General features: G+C 70.6%; 29 protein-coding genes. 14 read left to right on the top strand and 15 right to left on the bottom strand.

Going from position 1 to position 25,806, the window contains the following annotated elements; translation table 11 throughout:
• Positions 1-169: 169 nt before the first annotated feature.
• The 4 genes from E3328_RS06405 to E3328_RS06390 are packed head-to-tail and all read left to right on the top strand — an operon-like array spanning position 170 to position 3,938.
• Positions 170-1,294 (top strand): PhnD/SsuA/transferrin family substrate-binding protein, encoded by a 1,125-nt coding sequence (locus E3328_RS06405; RefSeq protein WP_135363761.1) that lies wholly within the window; start codon positions 170-172, stop codon positions 1,292-1,294.
• Between the two features lie 28 nt (positions 1,295-1,322).
• Positions 1,323-2,120 carry a phosphonate ABC transporter ATP-binding protein gene (locus E3328_RS06400; protein ID WP_135363760.1) on the top strand — a complete coding sequence of 266 codons (798 nt, stop codon included), beginning with the start codon at positions 1,323-1,325 and terminating at the stop codon, positions 2,118-2,120.
• Positions 2,117-3,238: an ABC transporter permease subunit gene (locus E3328_RS06395; RefSeq protein ID WP_135363759.1), complete on the top strand. Its 1,122-nt coding sequence runs from the start codon at positions 2,117-2,119 to the stop codon at positions 3,236-3,238. Before E3328_RS06400 ends, E3328_RS06395 begins: the two co-directional genes overlap by 4 nt.
• 28 nt (positions 3,239-3,266) lie before the next feature.
• Positions 3,267-3,938, top strand: a complete 672-nt coding sequence (locus E3328_RS06390) for a DapH/DapD/GlmU-related protein (protein WP_135363758.1) — start codon at positions 3,267-3,269, stop codon at positions 3,936-3,938.
• Positions 3,939-4,136: 198 nt separating this feature from the next.
• Here E3328_RS06390 and E3328_RS06385 read toward each other — a convergent pair whose 3' ends face one another.
• Entirely contained in the window at positions 4,137-5,069 is a 933-nt protein-coding gene (locus E3328_RS06385) for a PhoU family transcriptional regulator (RefSeq protein ID WP_135363757.1), read from the bottom strand.
• Positions 5,070-5,263: 194 nt separating this feature from the next.
• On the opposite strand from E3328_RS06385, the gene E3328_RS06380 reads away from it, so the two are divergent.
• Positions 5,264-6,301 carry a phosphate signaling complex PhoU family protein gene (locus E3328_RS06380; protein WP_135363756.1) on the top strand — a complete coding sequence of 346 codons (1,038 nt, stop codon included), beginning with the start codon at positions 5,264-5,266 and terminating at the stop codon, positions 6,299-6,301.
• Positions 6,302-6,366: 65 nt separating this feature from the next.
• On the opposite strand, the gene pstB is transcribed toward E3328_RS06380, so the two are convergent.
• From pstB to E3328_RS06360, 4 genes are read right to left on the bottom strand one after another with little or no spacing between them, the layout of a single operon-like run.
• Positions 6,367-7,296, bottom strand: coding sequence for a phosphate ABC transporter ATP-binding protein PstB (gene pstB / locus E3328_RS06375; RefSeq protein WP_135363755.1), 930 nt, complete (start codon positions 7,294-7,296; stop codon positions 6,367-6,369).
• Positions 7,293-8,933 (bottom strand): phosphate ABC transporter permease PstA, encoded by a 1,641-nt coding sequence (pstA, locus tag E3328_RS06370; RefSeq protein ID WP_135363754.1) that lies wholly within the window; start codon positions 8,931-8,933, stop codon positions 7,293-7,295. The genes pstB and pstA overlap by 4 nt, the downstream gene beginning before the upstream one ends.
• Positions 8,930-9,973 carry a phosphate ABC transporter permease subunit PstC gene (gene pstC / locus E3328_RS06365; RefSeq protein WP_135363753.1) on the bottom strand — a complete coding sequence of 348 codons (1,044 nt, stop codon included), beginning with the start codon at positions 9,971-9,973 and terminating at the stop codon, positions 8,930-8,932. The genes pstA and pstC overlap by 4 nt, the downstream gene beginning before the upstream one ends.
• Entirely contained in the window at positions 9,970-11,055 is a 1,086-nt protein-coding gene (locus tag E3328_RS06360) for a PstS family phosphate ABC transporter substrate-binding protein (RefSeq protein ID WP_135363752.1), read from the bottom strand. Before E3328_RS06360 ends, pstC begins: the two co-directional genes overlap by 4 nt.
• Before the next feature lie 445 nt (positions 11,056-11,500).
• Between E3328_RS06360 and E3328_RS06355 the strand changes: the two genes are divergently transcribed.
• Complete coding sequence (locus E3328_RS06355) at positions 11,501-12,499, top strand: phosphate signaling complex PhoU family protein (protein ID WP_135363751.1); 999 nt, start codon at positions 11,501-11,503, stop codon at positions 12,497-12,499.
• Between the two features lie 358 nt (positions 12,500-12,857).
• Here the strand turns inward: E3328_RS06355 and E3328_RS06350 are convergent, their stop codons facing one another.
• A complete protein-coding gene (locus tag E3328_RS06350) occupies positions 12,858-13,229 on the bottom strand; it encodes a 30S ribosomal protein S8e (RefSeq protein ID WP_135363750.1) in 372 nt (123 codons plus the stop codon).
• Between the two features lie 174 nt (positions 13,230-13,403).
• Between E3328_RS06350 and E3328_RS06345 the strand changes: the two genes are divergently transcribed.
• The 3 genes from E3328_RS06345 (at position 13,404) to E3328_RS06335 (ending at position 14,999) form a co-directional block, all read left to right on the top strand.
• Entirely contained in the window at positions 13,404-13,853 is a 450-nt protein-coding gene (locus tag E3328_RS06345; protein WP_135363749.1) for a DUF2240 family protein, read from the top strand.
• Entirely contained in the window at positions 13,853-14,242 is a 390-nt protein-coding gene (locus E3328_RS06340) for a DUF7993 family protein (protein ID WP_135363748.1), read from the top strand. The genes E3328_RS06345 and E3328_RS06340 overlap by 1 nt, the downstream gene beginning before the upstream one ends.
• Positions 14,243-14,318: 76 nt before the next feature.
• Positions 14,319-14,999 carry an HAD family hydrolase gene (locus E3328_RS06335; RefSeq protein WP_135363747.1) on the top strand — a complete coding sequence of 227 codons (681 nt, stop codon included), beginning with the start codon at positions 14,319-14,321 and terminating at the stop codon, positions 14,997-14,999.
• On the opposite strand, the gene E3328_RS06330 is transcribed toward E3328_RS06335, so the two are convergent.
• Positions 14,951-15,427 (bottom strand): hypothetical protein, encoded by a 477-nt coding sequence (locus tag E3328_RS06330; RefSeq protein ID WP_135363746.1) that lies wholly within the window; start codon positions 15,425-15,427, stop codon positions 14,951-14,953. The genes E3328_RS06335 and E3328_RS06330 overlap by 49 nt on opposite strands.
• The gene (locus tag E3328_RS06325) at positions 15,424-16,257 is read right to left on the bottom strand and encodes an SDR family oxidoreductase (protein WP_135363745.1); all 834 of its coding nucleotides are present in this window, start codon (positions 16,255-16,257) and stop codon (positions 15,424-15,426) included. Before E3328_RS06325 ends, E3328_RS06330 begins: the two co-directional genes overlap by 4 nt.
• An 85-nt stretch (positions 16,258-16,342) precedes the next feature.
• Here E3328_RS06325 and E3328_RS06320 point away from each other — a divergent pair, with 85 nt between their 5' ends.
• Positions 16,343-17,005 carry a helix-turn-helix domain-containing protein gene (locus tag E3328_RS06320; protein WP_135363744.1) on the top strand — a complete coding sequence of 221 codons (663 nt, stop codon included), beginning with the start codon at positions 16,343-16,345 and terminating at the stop codon, positions 17,003-17,005.
• A gap of 85 nt (positions 17,006-17,090) precedes the next feature.
• The gene (locus E3328_RS06315) at positions 17,091-17,366 is read left to right on the top strand and encodes a hypothetical protein (RefSeq protein ID WP_135363743.1); all 276 of its coding nucleotides are present in this window, start codon (positions 17,091-17,093) and stop codon (positions 17,364-17,366) included.
• A gap of 128 nt (positions 17,367-17,494) precedes the next feature.
• Here E3328_RS06315 and E3328_RS06310 read toward each other — a convergent pair whose 3' ends face one another.
• From E3328_RS06310 to E3328_RS06295, 4 genes are all read right to left on the bottom strand, one after another.
• Positions 17,495-18,394, bottom strand: coding sequence for a hypothetical protein (locus E3328_RS06310; protein WP_135363742.1), 900 nt, complete (start codon positions 18,392-18,394; stop codon positions 17,495-17,497).
• Between the two features lie 303 nt (positions 18,395-18,697).
• Positions 18,698-20,407: a GTPBP1 family GTP-binding protein gene (locus tag E3328_RS06305; RefSeq protein WP_135363741.1), complete on the bottom strand. Its 1,710-nt coding sequence runs from the start codon at positions 20,405-20,407 to the stop codon at positions 18,698-18,700.
• A gap of 143 nt (positions 20,408-20,550) precedes the next feature.
• A complete protein-coding gene (locus E3328_RS06300) occupies positions 20,551-21,222 on the bottom strand; it encodes a phosphoglycolate phosphatase (protein ID WP_135363740.1) in 672 nt (223 codons plus the stop codon).
• Positions 21,223-21,269: 47 nt separating this feature from the next.
• Positions 21,270-21,857 carry a J domain-containing protein gene (locus E3328_RS06295; protein ID WP_135363739.1) on the bottom strand — a complete coding sequence of 196 codons (588 nt, stop codon included), beginning with the start codon at positions 21,855-21,857 and terminating at the stop codon, positions 21,270-21,272.
• A 162-nt stretch (positions 21,858-22,019) separates the two neighbouring features.
• Here E3328_RS06295 and E3328_RS06290 point away from each other — a divergent pair, with 162 nt between their 5' ends.
• Positions 22,020-22,229, top strand: coding sequence for a hypothetical protein (locus E3328_RS06290; RefSeq protein WP_135363738.1), 210 nt, complete (start codon positions 22,020-22,022; stop codon positions 22,227-22,229).
• 15 nt (positions 22,230-22,244) lie between these two features.
• Here E3328_RS06290 and E3328_RS06285 read toward each other — a convergent pair whose 3' ends face one another.
• The 3 genes from E3328_RS06285 to E3328_RS06275 all read right to left on the bottom strand — a co-directional run bounded on the left by E3328_RS06285 (position 22,245) and on the right by E3328_RS06275 (position 24,341).
• Positions 22,245-22,790: an NUDIX hydrolase gene (locus E3328_RS06285; protein ID WP_135363737.1), complete on the bottom strand. Its 546-nt coding sequence runs from the start codon at positions 22,788-22,790 to the stop codon at positions 22,245-22,247.
• 114 nt (positions 22,791-22,904) lie between these two features.
• A complete protein-coding gene (gene pyrF / locus E3328_RS06280; RefSeq protein WP_135363736.1) occupies positions 22,905-23,717 on the bottom strand; it encodes an orotidine-5'-phosphate decarboxylase in 813 nt (270 codons plus the stop codon).
• A 120-nt stretch (positions 23,718-23,837) separates the two neighbouring features.
• Entirely contained in the window at positions 23,838-24,341 is a 504-nt protein-coding gene (locus E3328_RS06275; RefSeq protein WP_135363735.1) for a pyridoxamine 5'-phosphate oxidase family protein, read from the bottom strand.
• 188 nt (positions 24,342-24,529) lie between these two features.
• On the opposite strand from E3328_RS06275, the gene E3328_RS06270 reads away from it, so the two are divergent.
• Together E3328_RS06270 and E3328_RS06265 are read left to right on the top strand one after the other, a co-directional pair.
• A complete protein-coding gene (locus E3328_RS06270; RefSeq protein ID WP_135363734.1) occupies positions 24,530-24,763 on the top strand; it encodes a hypothetical protein in 234 nt (77 codons plus the stop codon).
• On the top strand, positions 24,760-25,602 hold the full coding sequence (locus E3328_RS06265; protein ID WP_135363733.1) for a beta-keto acid cleavage family enzyme: 843 nt from the start codon (positions 24,760-24,762) through the stop codon (positions 25,600-25,602). The genes E3328_RS06270 and E3328_RS06265 overlap by 4 nt, the downstream gene beginning before the upstream one ends.
• Positions 25,603-25,806 lie beyond the last annotated feature (204 nt).

Raw genomic sequence — 25,806 nt, 5'->3', positions numbered from 1 at the left:
GTACTCTCTATCCCGCCGGCCGGTCCGCGGTCGTAGCCACCTCCCGTCTCGTCGGATCCGGACCAGTACGGACCCGAGACAGTCGGGTGCCGGCTCCCGGAGCGTCCCGGGGCGTCTCCGGACTCTACGCAGCCAACGGTTATTCCGTCCCCGGGTAGCCGTTCGAGTGATGTCAGACCAGACTTGCGGCGAGGGATCGACAGGGACGGGTTCGACAGGTAGCGGTCGGGTGAAACGGCGGCGGTTCCTCGCGGGCGGCGCGTCGAGCGTCGCGGCGCTCGTCGCGCTGTCCGGGTGCAGCGGTTCGTCCGGGTCGGGGGGCACCGACGGCGGCTCCTCGGACGGGGGCAGCGGGTCGGGCGGTTCGACGGCCACCGACTCGGGTTCCACCGGCGGTGCCACGGTCGGCACCCCCGGACCGAACGCCGAGGAGATAACGATGGTGCTGACGCCGGGGACGCCCAGCGACGCCAAGCGGCGCTACATGCCGATGAAGAACCTCATCGAGGGGGAGGTCGACGGCGTCGACGTCACGATGCGCGTCCCGCTGAACTACTCGGCGATCCGCCCGGCGCTCCAGAGCGAACAGGCCGAGATCGGCATGGACGACGTGACGCTGATCTCCAACCCCGACATCATGGACGTGTACGGGACGACCGTCACCGGCGGCTCGGCGTTCTACTTCTCCGTGATGCTCACCCAGCCGGACTCGAACGTACAGGGCCCCGCGGACGTGGAGGGCAAGACCTGGGCGTTCGCCGACCGCCTGTCGACGAGCGGCTCGATCTTCGCCCTCTACGCCCTCCAGGAGGCCGGGCTCGACATCGGCGAGGCCCCGACCGGCGACCCCGTTGACTTCGAGGGGAGCTGGTCGGACCACGACCAGGCGATCCAGCGGGTCGCCAACGACAAGGCCGTCGGCGCGACGACGTGGGGCGGCAACGGCCTGCCGCATATCCCCGAGAAGTACGAGTCGGACTTCCCGGACCGCGTCAAGAACAAGAGTTCCTACCTGGACACGCTCGACACCGAGGAGCCGAAGCTCCGCCCGGTCTGGTTCTCGTTCCCGATCCCGAAACAGCCGGTCTACGCCCGCAAGACCTGGGACTCGCCGAAGAAACAGGAGATCGGGGAAGTGCTGGTGAACTCGACCAAGGAGAAGATCCAGCAGTACTACCCCAGCGACTACAACGAGGAGGAACTCCCGTTCACGACGCTGCAGGACACCTCGATGGAGACCTACCAGCCGGTGATAAAGCGCATGAACGCCGTCGGGATCGACCCCGCGGCCTGAGCGACGCCGTCGACGACACCACGTTACAATGAGTACACTGAAAGTCGAAAACCTGCGGAAAGAGTACGGCGACGTGACGGCGCTCGACGGCGTCTCGTTCGAGATCGAGGACGAGTTCGCGGTGCTGCTGGGCGAATCCGGCGCCGGCAAGTCCACCATGCTGCGGTGCGTGAACGGGCTGACCGAGCCGACGGCGGGCGAGATCCGCCTCGACGGCGCACCGATATCGGGCTCGCGGTCGGACGTGGGCATGATCTTCCAGCAGCACAACCTCGTCGAGGGCGTCTCGGCGTACCTGAACGCGCTGACGGGGTCGCTCGACCGCGTGTCGGTGCTGACGAGCCTGCTGCAGTGGCAGTCCCGCGAGGACAAGCTCCGCGCGCTCGACGCGCTGGAGACGGTGGGGCTGCTCGAGGAGTCCGGACAGCGGGTCTCCCAGATGAGCGGCGGCCAGCAACAGCGCGTCGGCATCGCCCGGGCGCTGGTGCAGGACCCCGGGCTGTTGCTGGCCGACGAGCCCGTCGCCAGCCTCGACCCCGCGAGCGCCGAGACCGTCATGGGGTACCTGAAGAAGGCCGCGACCGAGCACGACGTGACGGCGCTGGTCAGCCTCCACCAGGTCAACATCGCCGCCCACTTCGGCGAGCGGTTCATCGGCCTCCGGGACGGCGAGCTGCTCTTCGACGTGCGCCGCGACGACCTCACCCCCGAGCTGATCGACGACCTCTACGGCGACGTCGAGACGGTCGGCCTGGCCGACAGCGCCGACGGGGAGCCCGCGAGCCTCGACGGCGAGCCGGCGGCCGAGCGGGTGGTCTCGCAATGAGCGGGCGCCGGTTGAGCGACCGGTCACCGGGGGAGTACTTCGGCGTCGAGGAGATCGGCGACTCGCCGGTCGAGCAGAAACTGACGGAGCTGAAGTGGCGGAAGACGAAGCGACGGCTCTACACGCTCCTCGGGCTGGTCGGCGTCGGCGTCGTGTTCGGGCTGAGCCTGGAGGTCATCAACTTCTCCGTCGGCGAGCTGGTCACCCAGTGGCCCCAGTTCCTCGAGGCGCTCACCATGGGTGAGTCGCCGTACTTCCCGCCCGGGGCGCTCGTGATCCCGTTCACCGGGCTCTCGATACCGTTCGTCGACCTCGGGGAGTACTGGGCGTTCATGCTGGCGGAGAACCTGATCCTGCGAGTCGAGTCCGGCGGGAGCCTGCTGGGACTCGGCCTCGTCCCGCCGCTGTTCTACGAGGGGGTCACGATCGTCCCCGGCGCGATGTTCGACACGCTCGCGGTCGCCGTCGCCGGGTCGGTGCTCGGCCTCCCGCTGGCGCTGTTTTTCGGCGTCATGTCGAGCGAGCGGGTCGTCCCGTACCCGTTCAACTTCCTCTTCCGCGGGACGATGAGCCTCATCCGCGCGATCCCCGGGCTGGTCTGGTTCCTGATCCTGATCCCGCTGGCCGGCGTCTCGACGTTCACCGCCGCGCTGGCGATCATGGTCGACACGACCGGCTACCTCGGCCGACTGTTCACCGACGAACTGGAGGAGATCGAGGAGGGCCCGATCGAGGGCATCCGCTCGACCGGCGCGAGCAAGTCGCAGATCGTCCCCTTCGGGATGCTCAGTCAGGTGTTCCGGCAGTTCATCGCCTGGGTCGCCTTCGATCTGGAACACAACGTCCGGGCCGCGATCGGCCTCGGCCTCATCGGGGGCGGCGGCCTCGGCCTCGAACTCTACACCCAGCGCCAGCTGTTCAAGTACACGGACATGATGGCCTGCATCATCCTCATCTTCCTGCTCGCCGGGTCGGTCGAACTCGCGAGCCAGCGCGTCCGGTCGTACCTCCGCGAAGAGGAGACGGAAGGCGGGTCGAAGACCGGCGTCGTCGAAGCGTTCGTGAACGTGCCCAGGAACATCCTCGCCTCGACGCTCGGCCGCCGGGGTCGCCCCTGACCACCGTCCCGTCGGTGACCACTCAGCCATGACCTACTTCGAATCCTACGGCCCCGACCGCAGCGGCGAGCTCTCGCCGGAGCCGACGATCCACGACCCCGTCTCCGTCACGGAGAGCGAACTCGGCGCGTGGACCGAGGTCCGCCCCGGGACGCGCATCAACGAATCGGCGGTCGGCGACTACACCTACCTGATGGAGCGGGTCCAGCTGGACTACGCGACCGTCGGGAAGTTCGGGTCGGTCGCCAGCGACGCGCGGCTCGGGCCGACGAACCACCCCATCGACCGTCCGGCCGCCCACCACTTCACCTACCGCGCGGCGGCGTACGACCTGGGCGAGGACGACGAGTCGGTCTTCGCGTGGCGGGCCGACCAGCCGGTGACGGTCGGCCACGACGTGTGGATCGGCCACGGCGCGGTCGTCCTCCCCGGCGTCGAGATCGGCAACGGCGCCGTCGTCGGCGCCGGCGCGGTCGTGGCTGCCGACGTGGAACCGTACACGGTCGTCGCGGGCGTCCCCGCCGAGCCGGTCCGCCGGCGGTTCCCCGAGGAGATCGCCGCGCGCATCGAGGCCACCGAGTGGTGGGACTGGGACCACGAGACGCTCGCCGAGCGCCTCGACGCGTTCCGCGACCTCGACACCTTCCTCGACGAGTACGCGCCCGACGCGGCGGCGGTCACACAGCCGGACGCAGACTGACGATGGGCGACCGATCACCGTGCGAGCGGCCTCGTTCAGGTCGGGCTCGGCGCGCTGCTGTGTCGCCGCGGCTGGAGGTGGTTTCGACGAACGCCCCTCGGTGACGAGAGGTCCTGACCGGCGCGTTCCGGGTTCGAGGGGTCGGTTATCGGTCCGGCCCCCGAGTGCGGTCGCCGTCAGCCCGGAGCGGCCCGGTCCTCAGATCATCGCGTGGTCGGGCTCGACGCCGGCGTGGAGCCGGACGGCGATCTCGGCGGCGTCGACCCAGTAGTAGATGGCCCGTTCGAGCGCCCGGGTCACGGTGACGAGCGAGCCGTACAGCTCGGGGTCGTAGGCGGTGACGAGTTCGAACAGCTCGTCGAGGTCGCGGTGGACGGTCTCCTCCTCGGCGCGGAGCCGGTCGTGGGCGGCCAGCTCGCCCTCGAAGAGCACGTCGCGGAAGTGGTCGTTGATGCGGTCGCCGGCGGCGAAGACGTCGAGGACGCGCTCCTCGACGACGCCGGTCGCCGCGACGGGCTGGCTGTCGGCCACGTCGGCGACGAAGCAGGCGCGGTCGCCGACGATCTCCAGGTTCGTCGCCACGGTCGCCAGGTCGGAGGCGACGCGGTTGGCCGGCCAGTCGTTCGTGAGCGTGTAGGACTTCAGCTCCTCGAGGACGGCACCGTACCGCTCGTTGGCCAGCGATTCGAGGGCGCCGGCAGGCTGGTCCGGCTCGTCGCCGACGACGGCGAGCCGGGCGGCCTCGTACTGGGTGGCGGTCACCTCGTCGAGGCGTTCGAGCAGGTCGAGGACGGCGGGCCCGCGGCGCTCGCCACCGGAGGTGTTGCCGTTCGCCCCGGTTTCGTCGCCCCCGGACTGGGGGACACCGGTGGGTTCGAGGAGCCGGGAGACGGTGTCGGCCGCCTCGTAGACCGCCTCGTCGTCGACGACGTAGGCCTTCCGCACCGCGTCCTCGCGCTTGAGCTCCCGGAGCAGCTCCGAGAGGTACTGCTCGGAGATGCCGACCGTCGCCGCGAGGTCGGCCTTCGTCTCCGGGGCGGTCCGGTCGATCGCTTCGACGACGTGGGCGAGCGTTGCGTCACGGCCCTGGCGCGTCGCGCCGCGCGATCGGTGCCAGGTTCTGCGAGCCATATCCCGCCCTGGGACGGTCGTGACAAAGGGGTGCTCCACCGAGTGTCCGGACGGCTATATAGCGTCCGTCCGCGCCGCGCTCGCGCTCGTCTCTACCCCTCTGTTCCCGACCCCGTACGGATATATATGGTCCGGGAGCGGAACGTTCAGTTCATATAAACGTTAAGTTGGGACCTGTGGGGATCCGACAGCGTATGGAGACGAGAAAGGTCCAGCTGTCCGGCGGGACGACGTACACGGTGTCGCTGCCGAAGGCCTGGGCGAACGAACAGGGGATCGAGGCGGGGTCGGTCCTGTCGCTGTACCCGAACGCCGACGGGTCACTGCTTGTGGAGCCGGCCGCCGAGCGCGCCGAGGAGACGCGGTCGGCGACGGTCGACGTGTCGACGAGCAGCGACAGCGCCGTCGCACAGCGGATCCGGGCGCTGCACGCCGTCGGGTTCGACGAGGTGACGCTCGCCGACACGACGGGCCACGACGGCGACCGGCGCGCGCTGGTCGAGGACACTGTCGCCGAGCTGTCGGGGTTCGAACTGCTGGAGGCCTCGGAGACGCGGATCCGGCTCACGAACCTCATCGACGCCGAGAACGTGGACGTGCGCAAGAGCGCGCTCCGGCTCCGGCTGGTGACCCTCGCGATGCACCGCGACGCGGTGACGGCCGCGGTCGAGGGCGACGCGGCGCTGGCCGAACGGGTGGTCGACCGCGAGGCGGAGGCCGACAAACTGTTCGCGATGGTGACCCGGCACTTCCGGCGGGCGCTCACCGACCTCCACGAGGTCGAGAAGCTCGACCACCAGCGCGACGAACTGTTCGAGTACTACTACGCCTGCCGGCAGTTCGAGCGGGTCGCCGACCACGCCGTGAAGATCGCCCGCTTCGCGCTGGACCCGGACGCGGCGCTGCCCGAACGGTTCGCCGACCGCGTCGTCTCGCTGGGCTCGGACGCCTGCGGCGTCGTCGACGAGGCGGGCGACGTGATCCTCGCCGACGCCGGCGTCGAGGCCGCCCACTCGGCACTCGCCGGCCGCGACGAACTGGTGTCCGCGACCGAGCGGCTCGACCGCGACCTCTACGACCACGACGCCCCGGGCGAGGCCCACACCGCCGGACTGGTGCTCGACAGCCTCCGGCGGACCGCCGAGTACGGGGCGAACGTCGCCGCCGTCGCCATCCAGCAGGTGTCGCGTCAGGAGTTCGACTTCGAGCGGGCGCCGCCTGCGTCGCACTGACGGCGCTCCCGGGCGGTGTCGGTGTCGCGATACCGACGGCCCCGGTCCTCCGGTAGCCGGAGGCGCTACCCGAACTTGCCGGTGACGTAGTCCTCGACGCGCTGGCTCTCGGGGTTCTCGAAGATCTTTCCGGTGTCGTCGTACTCGACGAGTTCGCCGCCGGTCAGGAAGACGGCGGTCTGGTCGGAGATGCGGGCGGCCTGCTGCATGCTGTGGGTGACGACGACGACCGTGTAGTCCTCGGCGAGGTCCTCGATGAGGTCCTCGATCTTCGAGGTGGCGACCGGGTCCAGGGCGCTCGCGGGCTCGTCCATCAGGATGACCTCGGGCCCGACGGCGAGACAGCGGGCGATACAGAGCCGCTGTTGCTGGCCGCCCGACAGCCCGAGCGCGTTGTCGTCCAGCCGGTCGCTGACCTCGTCCCACAGCGCCGCCTGCCGGAGCGACTGCTCGACGAGCTCGCGCTCCTCGTCGGTGTCGTCGCGGCCGAGCAGGCGCGCGACCAGCCCGGTGTTCAGGTCGCCGTGCTTGCGCGGCCCGTAGGAGATGTTGTCGCGGATGGACTTGGGGAACGGGTTCGGTGCCTGGAACACCATGCCGACGCGCTTGCGGAGCTCCACGAGGTCGACGCCGTCCTGGTAGATCTCTTCGCCGTCGAGCTCGACCGAGCCGTCGACGCGGGCGGCGCTGATCCGGTCGTTCATCCGGTTCAGGCAGCGCAGGAACGTCGACTTGCCGCAACCGGAGGGGCCGATGAGCGCCGTGACGCTCTCCTCGGGGATGTCCATCGAGACGCCCTTCAGCGCGTGGTCGTCGCCGTAGTGGACGTCCAGATCTTCGACGCTGAGCTTCGTCTCGCCGGCGAACTCGTACTCGCGCCACTCCTCGCGGACGCGCTCTTCGGTCTCGCCGGCGGTGGTCTCGGGTTCGACGGCCGCGTCGGTTCCGGGTGTCGGTTCGTCGGTGTCGGTCTGGGTGAAGTCGGTTTCGCTCATTGGTCGAGTTTCCTCCTGAAGTAGATCCGCGAGCCGATGCCGACCGCGTAGAAGCTCATCACGACGAGCAACAGCACCAGCGCCGTGGCCCAGGCGAAGCCCATGTTCGCCTCGAGCCCGGCGGTGATGACCGCGTACAGCTGGTAGGGCAGCGCGCTCGACGACTGCACGAGGTTCACGTCGGGGACGGCGACGAACGGGAACGCCGAGGTGAACCGGAAGCCGCCCTCGACGACGCCGGCGACCTCCGAGGGGAAGGGGGAGCTCGTGGTCACGAGCAGGATGGGCGCCGTCTCGCCGGCGATGCGGCCGATGCCGAGGATGACGCCGGTGATGACCCCGGGAAGCGAGGCCGGGAGGACGACGCTCTTGATGGTCTCCCACTTGGAGACGCCCAGCGCGGCGCTGGCGTCGCGGTACTCGTCGGGGACGCTCTTGAGCGACTCCCGGCTGGTGATGACCACCAGCGGCAGCAGCATGAACCCGAGGACGAGCTGGCCGGCGAGGATCGAGCTGGTGTTGCCGAGCCGCGGGACGAAGAAGGCCAGCCCGAACAGCCCGTAGACGACGCTCGGCGTGCTCCAGAGGCCGTTCGTTGAGATCTCGACCAGCGAGGTGAACCGGCCCTGCTCGGCGTACTCGGTGAGGAAGACGGCCGCGCCGACGCCCAGCGGCACCGCGAGCGCCACCGCGCCGACGACCAGCCAGACGGTGCCGACGATGGCCGGGAGCACCCCGTTGATGCCCGTGCCGAGCGTGCTGTACCCCTCCATGACGAACGGCCAGTAGAACCAGACGATCGGTCCCTCGACAACGACCCACGTGTCGAGGACGGGCGGGTTGAACCACGTCCACGGCCCCCAGTAGAGGCCGTACTTGATCCCCTCGGTCATCGGGCCGAAGCCGCGGACGACGATGAACCCGACCAGCGAGCCGAGGAGGGCGAGCATCCCGGCGGCGTTCGTGGCGATGAGGGTGTACGCGCCCAGCTGTCGGCCCTGCGGGCCGAAGCCGCCGTAGACGCGGGCGGCCGTCCAGACGCCGACGAGCCCGGCGAACAGCGCGATCACCGGGACGCCGACGACGCCCGTCAGCGTGATGGAGAACCCCTCGGGGCTCCACGTCCAGCCCGGGCCGACGAGGCCCGCGGCGACGACCGCCCCCGAGACGAGGACGAACAGCCCGGCCGAGAGGGTGACGCCGAGGTCCTCGCGGGCCACCAGCGCGACGCCCGCGCCGACCGCGCCGGTGACCAGCGCGACGACCGGCCAGACCGTCGAGAGCCCGAGCGTCTGGGCCGCGACGAGCCCGCCGACCGCGAACCACAGCAGCCCGAGGAACGCCGCGGAGACGAGCCCGCCGGTGTGTCCGGGTTCGGCCGCGAAGCGGCCGCCGTAGGAGGCGGCCCCCAGCGCCACGACGCCGACGCCGACGGCGGTCAGCGACCCGCCCAGCGCCGCGGCGACGGAGACGCCGCCGACGGCGGTGTCGGCCGGGACGTACTGGGCGAGCGCGAGCAGCGCGAGGACGAACGACGCGAACGACAGGGCGACCAGCCCGCCGCTGACCAGCTCGCGCGTCGAGGAGTCGTCGGCGACCAGGACGTCGCGGTCGTCGAGGTCCGTGCGGTAGCTCATTGTTCACCTCCCAGCCGCTCGCTCATCCGCCGCTCGATGAGCTGCGACGCGACGGAGAAGCCCATCACGGTGACGAACAGGACGACGCCGGCCGCGAACAGCCCCGACATCTGGAGCCCGCTGGCGGCGCCGTACTGGCTGGCGATGAGGCTCGTGAGCGTGATCGTGCTGTCGAAGACGTCCGTCAGCGGCGCGGGGAGCTCGACGACGTTGGCGAGGATGACCGTCGCGGCCATCGTCTCGCCGACGGCGCGGCCGACGCCGAGCAGGACCGCGGCGGAGATGCCCGAGAAGGCGGTCGGCAGCGTGACGCTGGTGGTCGTCTGCCAGTCCGTCGCGCCCAGCGCGTGGGCGCCGTCTTTCGTCGGGTCGGGGACGGCAGCGATGGCGTCCTCCGCGACCGAGACGACCGTCGGGAGCGCCATCACGCCGATGACGAACCCGACGATGAAGATGTTCCCGAGCTGCGGGACGCTCAGCTCGGTCTGGAAGTACGGCGAGAGGACGGTGAAGCCGATGAACCCGTAGACGATGGAGGGGATGCCGGCGAGCATCTCGACGGCCGGCTTGACGATCTCTCGCGCCCACGCGGGCGCGACCTCGCTGATGAAGACGGCGCCGGCGACGCCGAGCGGCGCCGCGACGAGCGTCGCGATGACGGTCGTCACCAGCGTCCCCCACATCATCGGGACCAGCGAGTAGACGTTCGACCCCGTCTCCCAGAACGGGTCGGACCCGACGAGGAGGTACAGCCCCATCTCCTCGAACACCGGGACGGCGTTTATCACCAGGTAGACGGTGATGAACCCGAGGATCAGGACCGTCGAGGTGGTCGTCGTGAACAGGAGAAAGCGGGCGGTGCTCTCCTCCGCGACGAGGTAGCCGGCGACGACGAACACGGCGAAGGCGAGCAGGACGGGGCCCGTCAGCGCCGGCGCGACCAGAAACGAGAGGATCGCGGCCGCGACGAGGGCGGTCCCGACGCCCCCGATCACCTGCGTCCCGGTGTCCAGGCCGTCGAGTCGGGTCGCAACGCTCATGCTTCGGGCTCCGGCAGCTTGTCGAACTCCGCCTGCTGGCGCTCTGCCGTGAGCTTCGAGTACCCCTCCGTCTCGACGAAGTTCTGCTGGCCGAAGTCGCTGAGGATCATCCGGAGGAACGCGGCCTCCTTCGCCGAGGTCCCCTCCCAGGTGTAACAGTGGAGGTCCCGGGCGAGCGGGTAGGAGGGGTCCGAGAGGTTCTCGCCCGGCGTGTAGGTCGTCCCGTCGAACGAGAGCTCGACGGCGGGCACCGAGTCGTCGGTGAAGGCCAGCGCCATGTACGCGACGGCGTTGTTGGAGCTCGAGACGGTGGTCTTGACCTGCTGGTTCTGTCCCTTCCGGCCGTCGACGCCGTCCATCGGCGCGTTGGGGCCGCCGAGCATGTTCGTCCGGAAGGCGGTGTCGGTCCCCGACCCCTCGGCGCGTCCGATGGCCTGGATCTCCCTATCGGGGCCGTCGTAGCTCGGGATCTCCGACCACCGGGTGATCTCGCCGGTGTAGATCCCGCGGACCTGCTCGGCCGTGAGCTTCGTCACGCCCGCGTCGTAGATCTCCGTGCTCACGACGATGGGCTGGGCGTCGACGGCGATGACGTGTTCCGTGAAGCTCGACAGCTCCTCCTCGGAGGCGTCGGGGAACTCGGCGCTCGCGGGCGCGCTCGCGTTCCCGATGTCGATCTGCTGGTCACGGAGCTTCTCCAGGCCGGTCCCGGAGTGGCTGAGGCCGACGTTCACCTCGAAGGGCGGCGACACGTCGCCGTCGGCCTCGAAGCCGTACTTGCTCGCCCAGTAGTCGGCCAGCCGCTCGTCGGTCTCGATGTCGTACTGGCTCGGCCCCCAGTACTCCCGGTCGGTCGGCGGATAGTTCGAGGCCCAGTACGACGCGGCGCGCTGGACCATCGGGAACAGCGTCGACGAGCCGCCGGCCTTGAGCAGTTCGGTACTCGAGCCCCCACCGCCGCCGGCCCCGCCCGCGGCCTGTCCCGGCGGTGTGGGACTCGTACTGATACAGCCACCCAGCGACGCGGCGACGCCCGCCGCGCCGGCCAGCAGTTGTCGGCGGGTTACAGGGTTCTCCCGCATTACCGGATCAGTGGCCCCAGTTTGACTAAATACTCTACTATTATGCCTATATAGTGGTACATACCCATGCCAAACGATACGGACGGGCGACCGGCGCCGGTAGGGTCGGGGTATCGCCGAGGTGCGGGCCGAACGCGACGGCCCGTGTCGGGGAAGCCGGGAGACCCGCTCTATGTGGCCGATGTCGCTCCCCGGCGTGACCCGGCTTCACGGCTCTCGTCGGCGCGGCCCGGAACGTCCCGTGCGTTCGGTCCTGGTACGGCCATCATATCCCTCTCTGATGGATATATAGCCGATCGGAGTCGACCGCGAATCTCGGTGCCCGTCGCGGATATTCGCCGGAGCGGCGCCGAATCGGAGGGATATATGCTGCAATATACCGGTACGTAGTTGTAAATATATAGAAAGGGGTTGATTTATTTGTCAGTGACGACGACCCACCGCTATGGAGACGCGCAAGGTCCAGGTCACGGGCGGGTCGACGTACACGGTGTCGCTGCCGAAGGACTGGGCGACCGAGAACGACGTGAGCGCGGGCAGCGTCGTTGAGTTCCACTCCGAGGAGGACATCCTGCTGCTGTCCCCGAAGAGCGACGAGGAGCGCGAGGAGGGGTCGATCGAGATCGACGGGCTGGAGGGCGACCAGCTCACGCGCGCGGTGATGACGATGTACGTCAGCGGGTTCGACGTGATCAACTTCGAGGCCGCCCGGGTCACCGCCGGCCAGCGCCGCACCATCCGCGAGGCGACCCAGGGGCTCGTCGGCCTGGAGGTCATCGAGGAGACCGGCGAGCGGGTCGTCCTCCAGGATCTGCTCGACTCCTCGGAGCTGTCGGTCCACAACGCCATCACGCGGATGCGACTGGTGTCGCTGACGATGCTCTCCGACGCCGTGACCGCCCTGCTGGAGGACGACGACGAGCTCGCCCACGACGTGATCGAGCGCGACGACGACGTCGACCGGCTGTGGTACATGGTCTCGCGGGTGTTCCGGACGGTCCTGCGGAACCCGGCCGCCGCCACCGAGATCGGCTTCCCCCGCGAGACCGTCTTCGACTACCAGTCCAGCGCCCGCCAGCTGGAGCGGATCGCCGACCACGCCACCAAGATCGCCAACATCGCCCTGGAGATCGGCCCCGTCAACGAGTCGGTCGCCGAGGTGCTGAGCGACCTCCAGACCGCCGCCGTCACCGTCCCGGAGACCGCGATGGACGCGCTGCTGGCGGACGACCCCGACGAGGCGGTCGCGCTCGCGACCGAGGCCCGCGCCGACCTGCCCGACATCGACGAGCGCGCCCGCGACGTGGACGACGTGATCCGCGGCCTCGACGACCCCGAGCTCGCCCAGTCGCTCGGGCTCGTCGTCGACTCGCTGTCCCGGACCGCCGACTACGGCGGCAACATCGCCGAGAGCGCGCTCCAGAAGGCGGCGCCGTCCCCCTGAGGCCCGGCGGCTCGCTCGGGGCGACCGCCGCGGCGACGACTGGACACGAACTGCGCGTCCGTGTCTCCGTTAGCTCGTCGGTAAGCGGCCGCTACCGGGGACGCGGAAAACGGGGCTGGGGTGCCCCGGACGAGGTGGCAGTCGCGGGTGGGACGTGCGGCGCGCGTCGAACGGGGTGCAGGTGCTCGGTGGCGCTCGGTGGTGAGCGCCGCACGCCATCGGTGAGTGGGGGATCGACCGCCAAAAGCCTCGCTAAGAGGGGTACGGGCGGCTCCCCTCCGGCATCGAGTGGAACGGACCGCTATATAGACGCGGTCGCCGTCACGACCCGGCGGCGACCGCGGTGAGAGAACGGGGGTTACTCGACGAGGACGGCGTTGATCTGGCCGTCCTGGCCGGGTCGGGAGGTGACGCGGGCGCGCCCCTCGCTGGTCTCGATGATGGCGCCCCTGGTGACGATGTTCCGGCGCACGTAGTTGGGGTTCGAGGGGTTCTCGACGACGTCCTCGATCTCGGCGGCGACGACCTCGCCGTCGGCCGCGACGCTGGCGGTGTCGGCGGTGACGGCGCGGACCTTCTCGGTGTTGCCGCGGGCGTCGACCGTCTTGAGGCGCGTCTCGCCGACGCGGGTCTCGGTCGGCTCGTCGCCCAGTTCGTGCTTTTTCTTCTTCCGGAAGTTCCGGCGTCGACCGCCGGTGCGCTTGCGCGGGGAGCGTCCCTGGAACTTCATACCCGTGGAGTCGCCCAGCGTCTACTTGAACCTCTCGACTCCCGGTCGCCGTCGCCCCCCGAGGACGCCGTTCGCTCGCGCCGGAGCCATTCGCGGCGGTCGCGCACCGTCCGACCGGGCCCGCCGGTCGGCGACCGGCAACGTTACGTGCCGGGCCGCGCCCATCGACGGACGATGAGTCTGCGCCGCGCCGTCGCCGTCCCCTTCCGGGCGAAGGGCCGCGAGACCCTCTCGGAGAGCGAGTTCGTCGTCGCGCTCTCGCTGGACCGCGAGTGGTTCTCCCCGGAGCAGGCCAAGCGGCTCGTCGACGTGGCCGCCACCGAGGGGCTGCTCGACCGCGAGGACGACGAGCTCGACCCCACGTTCGACCCGCGGGAGGTGACCGTCCCCGACGGGTTCGAGCCCGGCGACGACGTGTTGCGACAGCGGTCGAACTTCGAGCGCGCGCTCGACGCCATCGTCCAGTCCGGGGTGGAGAAACAGGACGCCGTCGCGGCGGTCAACGGCCTCCAGGCGGACCTCGGCGTCACCGTCGAGGCCGCCGCGGTCGTCTACGCCCGCCGGCAGGGCGTCGAACTGGGCGACCTGGCCGACCGCGCCGCCGGCGAACTGGGGGACGACTGATGGTCGAAGACCGCGTCACCGACGGCAAGCGGATCGCCCAGCTGCTCTCCTCGGAGCTCTCCGGGCGTGACAGAGGCGTCCTCGGCGACCTGTCCGTCGTCGACGCCGACCCCGACGCCGAACCCGCTCCCGATGGGACCGTCGGCTACGGCGTCGCCTACCGCGACGAGCGGGTTGGGACCGTCCGGCTCCACCCCGACGCCGCGACACTGTCTATCGAGGCCGACACGGTCGCGGACGCCGACCACCCGCTCGCCGACCGGGTCGCCGACGCGGTCGACGGGCCGGACCTGTCCGCGACCGACGACGGGACGGTCCGGATCGAGTCGGGCGCGGCGGTCAAGCGAGCCGTGGACGCGCTGATCGCCGGGCTCTCCCACGGACGGTAGGGCAGAGTGCGCCCCCGACGGCGAAAGCGGCCCGGGACCGACCGGCTTTTGGCCGCCGGGTCGCTACTATCCCGCAATGACGGGGCCAGTTGAGGCCGTCCTGTTCGACCTGGACGACACCCTCTGTACCTACGAGCGCAGCGCCGACGACATCCTGGCGGTCGCCTTCGACCGGGTCGGCGTCGACCCCTTCTTCGACGGCGCCGAGTACGTCGAGCGGCTGGGCGAGTTCTCCGACGCGGGCGACGACATCCGCGACACGCGCCGGGCGGCGTTCGGCACCTTCGCCGTCGAGGCGGGCCACGACGAGGCCGTCGGCGAGGAGATAGCCGACATCTACACCGACGAGCGCGACCAGACGAACGTCCGCTTCCTCGACGGCGCCGAGCGCGCGCTCGACGCGCTGGCCGACGCCTACCGGATCGGCATGGTCACCAACGGCGACCCGTGGATGCAGTCACAGAAGCTCGCCGGCCTGGGCATCGAGGACCGCTTCGAGGTGGTCGTCCACGGCGGCCACGACGCGCCGTACAAGCCCGACCCCGAACCGTTCCACCTCGCGCTGGAGGAACTGGGGGTCGACGCCGAGCGGACCGTCCACGTCGGCAACTCCCACGCCTCGGACGTGACCGGCGCCCACGCCGCGGGCCTGCGGTCGGTGTGGCTCGCCGACGGCGACCCGCCGTTCGACCACGACCCCGAACCCCATCACGTCGTCGAGTCGCTGCACGACCTCGCAGAGGAACCCTGGGGCTGAGTCCGGAGCGTCCACGCCGCGACGGTCACGAGCACCGCGTCGCCGAGCACTGAGAAGGCGGCGGTCCCGGCGAACAGGGTCCAGCCCGTCGCGACGCTCGCGACGTGGTCGGGGTTCTCGACGACGAAGTGCGCGAGCACCTCGAACGCGAGTGCGCCCAGACCGCCGATCAACGCGACCGCCGCGCCTGTCGCCGGCCGACCGAGGCGGACCAGCGTCGCACCCCCGAGCGGGAGTCCGACCAGGACGACGGCGGCGTACCCCTGCTGCCAGGTCGCGAGCGGGACCGGGATCCAGCCGTGTGCGGCCCCGTGTACCGCCGTCAACGCCAGCGAGACGGCGACAGCGGCCAGGAGCGCGCGAGTCGACCGGCGGGCGGCGTCCGGACCCGAACGCCGGTCACTTCCCCCCGCACCAGCACCCGTCATCGGGACGGGGCGCCCGCCCGGTCGGCCGCCGAATCCGTCGACCCGCCGTATCGCTCGGCCAACCACGACTCCCAGGTCACGGTCCCGACGGCGCGGTCGGGGCAGGTCGCCTCCCCGGCGCGGAACCCCTTCGCGACGGCTCCGGGGACCGGGAGCCGGACGATCGGTCGCCGGAGTCCCCTGGCCTCGCGGTATGCGCTCGCCAGCTCGCCGAGCGTGTGGACCGCCGGCCCGCCGACGGGGTCCGCGCGGCCGGACGGCCCGCCGGCGAGGCGGTCGACGAGTCTGCCCGCGATCTCCCGGTGGTCGACCGGCTGAGCTCGGAACTCCGTCGGCAGCGGCCACACGGGGAGTCTCGCGACCGCCCCCAGTATCTCGTCGACGAACGCGTGGAACTGCGTCGCCCGCAGGATCGTCGACGGGACGGGACTGGCCTCGACCGCCCGCTCGGCCTCGCGCTTGCGCTCGTAGTACGAGAACGGGATCTCGCCGACGCCGACGATCGAGGGGTAGAGGAAGTGCTCGACGCCCGCACCCTCGGCCGCGTCGAGCAGCCGCTCGGTCCCGCGAACGTCGACGGCCTCGGCGTCGCCCCGCGGGGCCGTCGCCGCGTGAACGACTGTGTTCGCGTCGGCGACCGCGGCCTCGATCCCCCGTCCCTCCGCGAGGTTCAGCCCGATCCACTCGACAGCTCCGTCGCCCTCCGGGGTCGGGGGCGGATCGTCGGGCCGCCGGGTCGCTGCCAGCACGCGCCGCCCATCGCCGACCAGTCGGTCGACGAGCGCGTCGCCGAGGGTCCCGGTCGCGCCGGTCACCAGTACGCCGCTCATACCCGGACCGACGCGCGCAGCGGCCCTGTCGATACTGCCGCATCTGTCCGGCGGATTTATACGATCTGTAGGCGGACCGACGACCGTGAAGCGTCTCCGGGTGTCGATCACGGCCGACGGACGGGAGGCGGAGATCCACCCGATGTACGGCGTGCTGACCCGCGCGCCGTTCGTCGAGCGGGCGACGGCGCTGCAGTGGAACTTCACCGGCGACGCGCTGGGGATCCTCCACTACGTCGAGGGCGACGCCGACGCCTTCGCCGCCGCGGCCGACGACATCGACGTGGTCGTCGGCTACGACATCGAGCGGGCGGGCGACGACGCCTTCTACGCCTACGTCCGCGACGCGACGACGGACTCGCTCGTCGACCTGTTCGGGCCGATCAGCCGTGGCGGGCTCGTCGTCGTCCCGCCCATCGTCTACCGGCCCGACGGGACTGTGAGGCTCACGATCTTCGGCCCCGAGGCGGAACTGCAGGCGGCGATGGGCGAGATTCCGGATCCGGTGGAGGTCACCGTCGAAGCGGTCGGGTCGCTCGCGGGTTCCCGCGTCGCGCCGACGGCGCGGCTGACCGACCGCCAGCGCGAGGCGGCCGAGGCCGCCCTCGACCTGGGTTACTACGACGTGCCGCGGACCGGCGACCACGAGGCGGTCGCCGAGGCCCTCGGCTGCGCGCCCAGCACCGCCGCCGAACACCTGCGGAAGGCCGAGTCGAAACTCCTCCGGGCGGTCCTGCGCGGGGAGTAGCTGCCGACGATCCCGCCCCGAGCCGCCGCGCCCGCCTTGCTACTGCCGGCAGACGGTTCTCCGCCGGAGCGGTGCTACCGCCGGTATGGCGAGTTCCCGGTCGATACAGGGCGTCGAACAGAGCGAGAACTACTACCACGTGCGCTACCGCGACCCCGACGAGTTCGACGAGATACGGACGCCCGACTGGGCGGCCAACGTCGCCGGCTCGGTCGTCTCCGGCGCCGAGGTCCGCACCGGCGACGAGCACGGCAACGAGGACTGGACCGCCCAGAGCGTCCTGGTCCCGGTCGACGGCGTCGCCGACGAGAGCGAGGCGCGCGACGCCGCCGACGAGATCGTCGCGAAGATGGAGTCCTGACGGCGGCATCGACGTTCTTCTCGGGAATCGCGGTCGTCCGATAGCCGTCGCTGTCGGGGTCGCCGTTGGAAAAGGGCGCGGGTGTCGCGCTGTCGACCGCCGGGGTGGGAGGGGTCGGTCCGGGACGTCTACTGCCAGTTCTGCTGCTGGGTCCCGATCCCGGACTGCTGGTCCTGCTGGGTCCGCTGGGCGTACATCTGGCCGCCGGACTGGCCCTGCCGACCCTGTTGGCTCTGCTGTCCCTGCTGGCCCTGCTGGTTCTCCGGCAGGAACTGGCCGGTCTGGGGGTCACGCGGCTGGTGTTCGGCTTTCTGGTGCTGGAACTCCCGGAACTGCTGGGAGTGGCGCCGGTCCTGGGCGCCCTGGTCGGCACCGCGACCCTGCTGGCCGGGGAAGCCGGCCTGCTGTCCCGCCGGCTGCTGAGCCGCCGGGATGTACCCCTGCTGCTGGCCGCCCATCCGCTGTTGCGGTTGCTGAGCCGTCTGTTGCTGTGGCTGCTGGCTCGACTGCTGAGTCTGGGGCTGCTGTTGAGTCTGTTGCATCTGGGGCTGCTGGCTCCGCTGCTGGGGCTGCTGAGCCGTCTGCTGCTGGCCCAGTTGCTGTGTCTGGGGCTGCTGTTGGCCCATCTGCTGTGTCTGGGGCTGCTGACCCATCTGCTGGGTCTGTGGCTGCTGGCCCATCTGCTGGGTCTGTGGCTGCTGGCCCATCTGCTGGGTCTGTGGCTGCTGGCTCTGCTGTCCGCCCTGCGATCCCGTCGACAGGAACTGTCCCGTCTGGGGGTCACGCGGTCGCTGCTGTGCGATCTGGCTCATCCGCTGGCGGAACTGCTGGGAGTGGCGCCGGTCCTGGGCGCCCTGGTCGGCGCCGCGGCCCTGCTGGCCGGGGAAGCCGGCCTGCTGACCGGCCGGCTGCTGAGCCGCCGGGATGTACCCCTGCTGCTGTGTCGGCTGCTGGCCCGTTCCCTGCTGTGGCTGGGTCTGTTGCTGCTCGAACGATCCCTGCTGTCCTGGCTGGTTCTCGAAACTCATAGTGATCTCCCGCGCGCGGAACCCGCGTCGTCGCGTCGTCCCGCACGCGTATGGTCCCCTGGATGCCACCGGTCAAAGTTACCGGCCGGCTGTTCGACGGGTAGCGGAGTGATAGGAATCGCGGGACTGCGGTTGGGTCGCGTTTCTCGCAGTACCCCGGTCTTAGCGAGCCCGTAGCCGGCCGCTGGGCCGAGTGAGCGACAGCTACCGCGCCGTAACCGTCGCTTGTCGGGACACCCGGCGACGAGCCCGCGGCGACGGCCCCACCGGTCGGGGGCATATCGGGGACGGCGCCGGCAGTCCCTACTCGTCGGGGCGTACGTCGGTGACCTTGCCGACGCCCTTCGACTGGCCCTCGCGGAAGACGAACCGCTGGCCCTCCTCGACCATGTAGGGTCGGAACTTGAACCGGACCCGTGTCGTCCCCGAGTCGCCGGGGAGCAGGCGCCCGTCTTCGGGGTAGAAGGCGGCGGCCTCGCTGACCGTCTCGAGGTGGACGACGGGCTCGTAGCCCTCGCCGATACGGGTCGGGTGGTTGAGCACCATCACCTCGGCCTCGAACTCCCGGACGGGGTCGGGGTCGGCGTCGCGGGGGAGCAACACCATCCCGCGCTCCACGTCGGCCTCGCGGACGCCCTTCAGGGCGATGCCGACGATGCGGCCGGCCTTCGCGCGGTCGACGCGGTGGTAGTGCATCTCGATCGACCGGACCTCGACCTCGCGGAAGCCGCCATCCTGCATCGGCCCGAGCAGGAGTTCGTCGCCGGCCTCCACACGACCGGAGCGGATGGTCCCCGAGGCGACGGCGCCGACGCCGGTGACCTTGTACGAGCGGTCGACGTACATCGCGAACTCGTCGTCGGTCGGCCCGGCCGTCTTGGGCAACCGCTCCAGCAGCTCGTCGAGCGTGTCCATCCCCTCCATCGTGACGGCGCTGGTCGCCAGCACCGGGACGACGGTGTCGTCGATCTCCTCGACGGCCGCCCCGACGCCGTGGCGCGCCACGGACAGCGGCGTCTTGTCCACCTCGCGGAGCTGGCGCTCGACCTCGCGCTCGACCTCCGCCAGGCGCTCGTCGCTGACGATGTCGGCCTTCGTGATGACGACCATCGTCGGCAGGTCGGTGGCGAGCAGGATCCCCAGGTGTTCGCGCGTGGTCTTCGTCGGGCCGTCGTCGGCCGCGACGGTCAGGAGGCCGTAGTCGAGCTTCTGCCCGACCAGCCCGCGGATCGTCGTGCGCAGCCACGGCTCGTGGCCGACGGTGTCGACGAAGCTCACGAGCCGGTCGGCCTCCTCGACGACGCGGGCGCGGTCGGACTTGCGGTCGGGGTTGTCCATGCGGACCGGCCCCTCGTCGTCGAAGCCGTAGACGCCGTAGGAGAGGTCCGCGGAGAGGCCGCGTTCGACCTCGTGGGGCTGCACGTCGAGATACGAGCGAGTCCCCCCTTCGCCGTCGTCGGGCTGGCCGGTGACGAGGGTGCCGACCAGCGTGGACTTGCCGTGGTCGACGTGGCCGGCGGTCCCGACGACGATGTGTTCGTCGTCCTCCAGCACGGCGCCCTCGCGGACGATGGCGACGCCGACGATGCCCTCGGCGGGCGCGTCGGACTCGGGCGGTTCGGAGTCGCCGTCGGAGGACGCCGCGGCGCTGCCGGCGTCGCCCGGCCGTGTGCCGCCTTTCGGTTTCGCGCGGCCGTCGGCGTCGACGCCCCAGGTCTCGACGTTCTCGATGTGGGCGTCGGCCTCCTCGGCCAGCAGGCTCAGCACGTCCATCGACTCGGTGAACGCCTCGGGGGCGATGCCGGCGAGGGCGCCGTCGTCGGTGACGCCGACGACGTAGGTGGCCTCCCCGTCGCCGGAGAGGACGCGGTGGCGCAGTTGGGCGGCCAGCGACTCCCGGCGACCGTCCGCCAGGTGGAGGTCTTTCGTGAGCCGCTCTTTGAACTCGACGCTGCCGCCCTCGCGCTCACCGCGCTCGATGGCGCGTTCGAGGACGGCCCGGTCGGGGCTCATGGGGGTCGGTAACGGTGGCCAGTACAAAAGCCTTCTCCGGGTTTGCGCCCGGTTCCCGTCCGTAACGCTCCGGAGCGCTCCGTATCGTTCCCCAGCGGTCGTGAGCGGGTTCGGACGGCCGGGACGGCGCGGCCGTCCCCAGGCTACCGCACCCGCTCGACCGCCTCGAGGAACCCCTCGCCGTAGGCTGCGTTGAGTACCTCGTCCGCGGTCGCCAGGGCGGGTTCGTCGGCGTTGGCGACCGCGAACGACCGCCCCGCGACCTCGAAGGTCGACACGTCGTTGATGGAGTCGCCGACCGCGACGAACTCCGCGGGGTCCCGACCCAGTCGCTCGGCGACGGCTTCCAGGGCTTGCCCCTTGCTCACGTCCGGCGACTTGACGTGGTAGGCGAAACCGGTGTCGACGACTTCGAGGCCGTGGTCGGCGGCGATCCGCTGGAGCGGCTCCAGCGGTGCCTCGCGGCTGACGGCCACTTCCGTCTCGCGCCAGCGGTTGACCAGGTCGTGGGCCCCCCATCCCAGGTCGTGACCCTCCTCGACGTACTCGTCGACCACGCTCTGGGCGGCTTCGCGGTCGCCGAGGAACAGCAGGTCGTCGGTCGCGTGGACGAACGCGACGCCGCCGTTCTCGGCGACGACCGTCCGCTCGACCCCCGCGAACTCGCAGAGGGCGACGGGATAGGGGAGCGCCTTCCCCGTCGCGAGCACGACGGGTGCGTCCCACTCCCGGAGGACGGACAGGACGGGCGGGTAGACGGCGCGGTCCTCGTCGGTCAGCGTTCCGTCGATGTCGACGGCGAGCGGTGGCGTCACTGGCCGGGACTGCGGCTCCGACGGCAAAACAGTATTCGGTCGGACGCTCAGTCGGTCAGCCGCTCGTAGGCCGACTGCACTTCCTTGAACTCCTCCTCGTCGCCGTCGGGGGAGTCGGGGTGGACCTCCTTGACCTTCTCGCGGTAGGCGGCCTTCACGGCGTCCTCGTCGGCGCCGCGGTCCAGGCCGAGCGTGTCGTAGGCCTCGGCGGCCGTGGGACCGCTCCGCTGTGCGGCGGCGGCCGCCCGCTGGCGACGGCGCTGTCCGCCCGCGCGAGCCCCCCGTCGCTGGCGCCGACCGGCCGCCGTCTGCTGGCCGCCGGCTGCCCGCGCCCGCCCTCGGGCGCCCTCGTCGCGGGGCGGTTCCCAGTCCTCCCGCGGGCCGGCCCCGAACCCGCCGCGGTCGGCGCGGGCGCCGCGGCCACCGTCGCCGGGCGCCGCGCGGTCCTCGACGCCGCGGTAGAGCCGCCGGGCGAACCGACCCGACGCGTGGTACCACATGAAGTACGCGACCGCGCCGAACAGCGCCGCGACTGCGAAGAAGCCGAGGTTGGCGACGAACCCGAAGATGGCGAACAGGACCGCGATGGCGGCGAACACCGCGGCGACCGCCGTGACGAGCCGGGTACCGTACACGCTCGCCCCTTGGCGTCGGTGCCTCCTAAACGTCTCGGACGCGGCGGAACCTCCACTGGTGACCGGCCGCGGACGGCCCAAGCTCGCCCACACCCGGGACCGTCCCGCTCCCAGTCCAGCCGCCGCCCAATCCATTTACGCGCTCGTCCGCTACCGGGTCACATGAGCGTATCCGGGCTCTGCGAGGTCTGCCAGCGCCCCGATGTCGACCACACCTGCGACCGCTGCGGGAACCTGGTCTGCGACCGCCACTTCGACACACAGCTGGGGATCTGCAGCGAGTGCGTCGCCGAGGTCGAGGGCGGGGATCCGGCCGACCCGACCGGGACCGGCGACGACGCCCCCGACGGCGTCGACACCTATCGGTTCTGAGAGCGACTCCCCTCGTCACGACTCGTCGAGCGCCGCGCGGGCGCCCTCCAGCCACCACGAGACCTCCCGCGTCGCCGCGGGCTGGCGGTCGCTGAGCGTCGCCCCCGAGTCGGCGAACGAGTCGGCCGACCAGAACCGGACGCCGTCGGGTTCCGCGCCGGCCCGTAGTTGTCCCTCCGTCGCCGCCCTGTCGACGGCGTAGCAGAGCCTCGTCGTGTACTGGTCGGGGACCGACTCGTAGCTGCGGGCGTCGAACATGACGAGCGCGTCGGGGTCGACGGTCAGGCCCGTCTCCTCGCGGAGCTCCCGCGCCGCCGCGACGGGCGGGTCCTCGTCGGCCTCCAGCCGCCCGCCCGGCGTCTCCCAGGTGTTCGCAACGCCGGGGACGCCCACCTCGCAGAGCAGCAGTTCGTCGCCGTCGACGACGGCCACCCGGGCGGCGGGCGTCGGGTTGTAGAACGCGAACTCCTCGCAGTCCTCGCAGCGGTGGGCGGTCGGCGGGTCGACCGCGGCCAGTTCGCCCCCGCAGTGAGGGCAGTACTCCGGCGGCTTGTTAGTCATACGCGCGATCACCTCGTCGCCGCTACTTGGTGTTTTTCGACACGAACGATCCGGAGGATCACTGCGGCCGGTCGTCCCGAGTCGGGTCGCTCCCACCCGGTTGCCCTCGGTCGGTCACTCCCGGTACTGGTTCAGCCGTTTCTTCAGCCGCTTGGCGGCCTGTCCCGACGCCTGGGCGAACTCCTCGCCCTGGTCCTCCCCGGCGAAGATGATGCCCCGCGAGGAGTTGACGAGGCCGACGCCGTCGGCGAGGCCGTACTCGACGGCGGCCTCGGCGTCGCCGCCCTGTGCCCCGACGCCCGGGACGAGGAACGGGATGTCGGGGACGATCTCGCGGACCTCCTCCAGCTCCTCCGGTGCGGTGGCGCCGACGACGAGGCCGACGTTGTCGTTGTCGTTCCACAGGTCGGCGAGCGCGGCCACCCGCTCGTACAGCGGCTCTCCGGAGTCGAGTTCGAGGTTCTGCAGGTCGGCGCCGCCGGGGTTGGAGGTCCGACAGAGGACGACGACCCCCTTGTCCTCCCGCGAGAGGAACGGTTCCAGCGCGTCGCGGCCGAGGTAGGGGTTGACGGTGATGGCGTCGATGCCCATGCCGTCGTCGTCGAGCAGTTCGGCGTACTTCCGGGCGGTGTTGCCGATGTCGCCGCGCTTGGCGTCCAGCAGGACCGGCACGCCCTTGCCGTGGGCGTAGGCGACGGTCTCCTGCAGCGCCTTCCAGCCGTCGGGGTCCTCGTAGAAGGCGGCGTTGGGCTTGAACGCCGCGGCGTGTTCGTGCGTCGCGTCGATGATGCGGCGGTTGAACGCCCAGCGGGGCAGGTCGTGGTCGTGCAGGTGGTCGGGGATCCGGGCGGGGTCGGGGTCAAGTCCCACCGAGACGACGCTGTCGACGGTCGCGATGCGGTCGGCCAGCCGGTCGAAGAAGTTCATACTCCCCGACTCGCCGAGTCCGGTAAACAAGGTTGCGACTCTCAGTCAACCCCGACTCGTAGTGGTCGAGGGGCGGGAGACGGGTCCGTCGCTCCGCCGGCCCGCGCTGCGGACCGAGCGTCACCCGTCGGCGAACTCCCAGCGGGTCGCGTCGGCGGGATAGTCGCTCCACGCGAACACCTTGTCCGGCCGGACGGCGAAGAAGGGCGTTCCGTGAGGGGTATCGTACTTTTCCTCGTACGCACCGTCGAGCCGGTCGAGGAGCGCGGTGTCGGCTGTCTCCTCGTCGATACGCTCCGCCGTCCCCTCGAGTATGACGACTTCCTCGGCGTCCTCCCGGTGGACGGTGATGGCCGGGTTCGTCGAGAGATTCCGCACCCAGCGAGTTCGCTCGCCGCCGCCGCAGTAGAACGTCCCGTCGACCCAGACGCCCCACGTGGGCCGTGCGTGCGGCTTCCCGTCCGGGCGGATCGTAGTGACCCAGTAGAACCGGTCCGCGGACATCGAATCCGCCACGAACTCCCACGGTAGCATCCCGTCGCCGCTCTCGGGGATCCCGTACTCGTCCATGGTCTCGGGACGTGACTGCCGCGGTATCTCGTCGGACTCCGGATGCTCGTTCATCAGTGATCGAACGCTTCCGAGACGAATAAAGTGGACTACTTGACATTATTTCTACAGGTGACGGTCCCAGTGGTGTACGGTTCACAGTCCCCGTACCGACCGTGCTCGACACCGAGCCCGCGTTCGCGACCGCGAACGAGTCGTGGACGGCAGTCGGCCTTTTTGGGTCTGTACGCCCAACCCCGGCCATGGCCTGTCCCTTCCTCTCGTACCGGGAGTCGGCCGACGGGCGGTCGTTCGACGAGGCGCGCGCCTACTGCGAGGCCGCCGAACGGTTCGTCCAGCCGATGCGCGCGGACATCTGCAACGACCGGTTCGAACTCGACCACGCCGAGGACTGCGAGATCTACCGCGACCACGCCGACGGCGAAGCGACCCCCGGAGGGAGCGACGAGAGCGACGAAGGGGGTACCGACTCGTGAGCTACGAGCGCTTCCTCGCGGACGAGCCGGCCGTCGTCACGGCGGCGCTGACCGGGGGGATCCACGGCAAGGAGGCGAACCCGAACCTGCCCGAGACGCCCGAGGAGATCGGGAAGGCCGCGGGAGAGGTCGAGGCGGCAGGCGCGTCGGTCGTCCACGTCCACGCACGGAAAGACAACGGCGAACGGGCGTTCTCGACCGAGCGATTCCAGGCCATCGACGAGGCGATCCGCCGGCACACCGACGACGTGATCATCCAGCATACGACGGGTGCGACGCAGGCGCCCACGGAGAAACGCCACCTCTCGCTGCGGACCGACCCGCCGCCGGAGATGGCGTCGCTGGACATGGGGCCGCTGAACCGCTACGACCGGCTCACCAGCGAGAACACGCTCGCGACCATCGACGCGCTGTACGACGAGATGGCCGACCGCGGGATCAAGCCCGAACTGGAGGTGTTCAACGACGGCCACCGCAACGAGGTCCACGGCCTGCTGGAGCGGCGCGAGCTGGCCGACCCGGTCTACGCGACGCTCATCTTCGGGCCGGGGACGCTCACCCGGCCGCGACCCCGGAACTTCCTGAACGCCGTCGACACCCTCCCCGAGGGCGCGCTGTTCAACACCCTCGGGTTCGGCCGCCACCAGTTGCCCTTCGCGACGATGGGGATCCTGTTCGGGGGCAACGTCCGCGTCGGCCTGGAGGACAACGTCTACTACCGGAAGGGAGAACTCGCCGAGAGTAACGCTCAACTCGTCGAACGCGTGGTCCGCGTCGCCGGGGAACTCGGCCGCGAGGTCGCCGACACCTCGCAGGCCCGGGAGATCCTGGGGCTCTGACACCGGGCGACTGCACGAGGATCCGAGGCCCCGGGTGATCGCACAGGGACCAGGTGCCCCGGGCGACCGCGGGCCGGGTCGGTAACCCTGATGTCATCGGGTGGCGCCGATGTCGGCGAGCGCCTTTGTAGGGCGACACCGTATGGAAACCCATGATCGCCCACCGAGAGACGTTCGGCGTGACACCGACGGACGAACACCCCG

This window comes from Halosimplex halophilum (assembly GCF_004698125.1).
Lineage (GTDB): Archaea > Halobacteriota > Halobacteria > Halobacteriales > Haloarculaceae > Halosimplex > Halosimplex halophilum.
Note: the sequence above shows the minus strand (reverse complement) of the source record. Positions and strands in the feature narration are given on the sequence as shown.

Bases quoted from the DNA above. Each gene is read 5' to 3' on its own strand.
- E3328_RS06405 (WP_135363761.1), top strand. From the start codon at position 170: ATGTCAGACCAGACTTGCGGCGAGGGATCGACAGGGACGGGTTCGACA.
- E3328_RS06400 (WP_135363760.1), top strand. From the start codon at position 1,323: ATGAGTACACTGAAAGTCGAAAACCTGCGGAAAGAGTACGGCGACGTG.
- E3328_RS06395 (WP_135363759.1), top strand. From the start codon at position 2,117: ATGAGCGGGCGCCGGTTGAGCGACCGGTCACCGGGGGAGTACTTCGGC.
- E3328_RS06390 (WP_135363758.1), top strand. From the start codon at position 3,267: ATGACCTACTTCGAATCCTACGGCCCCGACCGCAGCGGCGAGCTCTCG.
- E3328_RS06385 (WP_135363757.1), bottom strand. From the start codon at position 5,069: ATGGCTCGCAGAACCTGGCACCGATCGCGCGGCGCGACGCGCCAGGGC.
- E3328_RS06380 (WP_135363756.1), top strand. From the start codon at position 5,264: ATGGAGACGAGAAAGGTCCAGCTGTCCGGCGGGACGACGTACACGGTG.
- pstB (WP_135363755.1), bottom strand. From the start codon at position 7,296: ATGAGCGAAACCGACTTCACCCAGACCGACACCGACGAACCGACACCC.
- pstA (WP_135363754.1), bottom strand. From the start codon at position 8,933: ATGAGCTACCGCACGGACCTCGACGACCGCGACGTCCTGGTCGCCGAC.
- pstC (WP_135363753.1), bottom strand. From the start codon at position 9,973: ATGAGCGTTGCGACCCGACTCGACGGCCTGGACACCGGGACGCAGGTG.
- E3328_RS06360 (WP_135363752.1), bottom strand. From the start codon at position 11,055: ATGCGGGAGAACCCTGTAACCCGCCGACAACTGCTGGCCGGCGCGGCG.
- E3328_RS06355 (WP_135363751.1), top strand. From the start codon at position 11,501: ATGGAGACGCGCAAGGTCCAGGTCACGGGCGGGTCGACGTACACGGTG.
- E3328_RS06350 (WP_135363750.1), bottom strand. From the start codon at position 13,229: ATGAAGTTCCAGGGACGCTCCCCGCGCAAGCGCACCGGCGGTCGACGC.
- E3328_RS06345 (WP_135363749.1), top strand. From the start codon at position 13,404: ATGAGTCTGCGCCGCGCCGTCGCCGTCCCCTTCCGGGCGAAGGGCCGC.
- E3328_RS06340 (WP_135363748.1), top strand. From the start codon at position 13,853: ATGGTCGAAGACCGCGTCACCGACGGCAAGCGGATCGCCCAGCTGCTC.
- E3328_RS06335 (WP_135363747.1), top strand. From the start codon at position 14,319: ATGACGGGGCCAGTTGAGGCCGTCCTGTTCGACCTGGACGACACCCTC.
- E3328_RS06330 (WP_135363746.1), bottom strand. From the start codon at position 15,427: ATGACGGGTGCTGGTGCGGGGGGAAGTGACCGGCGTTCGGGTCCGGAC.
- E3328_RS06325 (WP_135363745.1), bottom strand. From the start codon at position 16,257: ATGAGCGGCGTACTGGTGACCGGCGCGACCGGGACCCTCGGCGACGCG.
- E3328_RS06315 (WP_135363743.1), top strand. From the start codon at position 17,091: ATGGCGAGTTCCCGGTCGATACAGGGCGTCGAACAGAGCGAGAACTAC.
- E3328_RS06310 (WP_135363742.1), bottom strand. From the start codon at position 18,394: ATGAGTTTCGAGAACCAGCCAGGACAGCAGGGATCGTTCGAGCAGCAA.
- E3328_RS06305 (WP_135363741.1), bottom strand. From the start codon at position 20,407: ATGAGCCCCGACCGGGCCGTCCTCGAACGCGCCATCGAGCGCGGTGAG.
- E3328_RS06290 (WP_135363738.1), top strand. From the start codon at position 22,020: ATGAGCGTATCCGGGCTCTGCGAGGTCTGCCAGCGCCCCGATGTCGAC.
- E3328_RS06285 (WP_135363737.1), bottom strand. From the start codon at position 22,790: ATGACTAACAAGCCGCCGGAGTACTGCCCTCACTGCGGGGGCGAACTG.
- pyrF (WP_135363736.1), bottom strand. From the start codon at position 23,717: ATGAACTTCTTCGACCGGCTGGCCGACCGCATCGCGACCGTCGACAGC.
- E3328_RS06275 (WP_135363735.1), bottom strand. From the start codon at position 24,341: ATGAACGAGCATCCGGAGTCCGACGAGATACCGCGGCAGTCACGTCCC.
- E3328_RS06270 (WP_135363734.1), top strand. From the start codon at position 24,530: ATGGCCTGTCCCTTCCTCTCGTACCGGGAGTCGGCCGACGGGCGGTCG.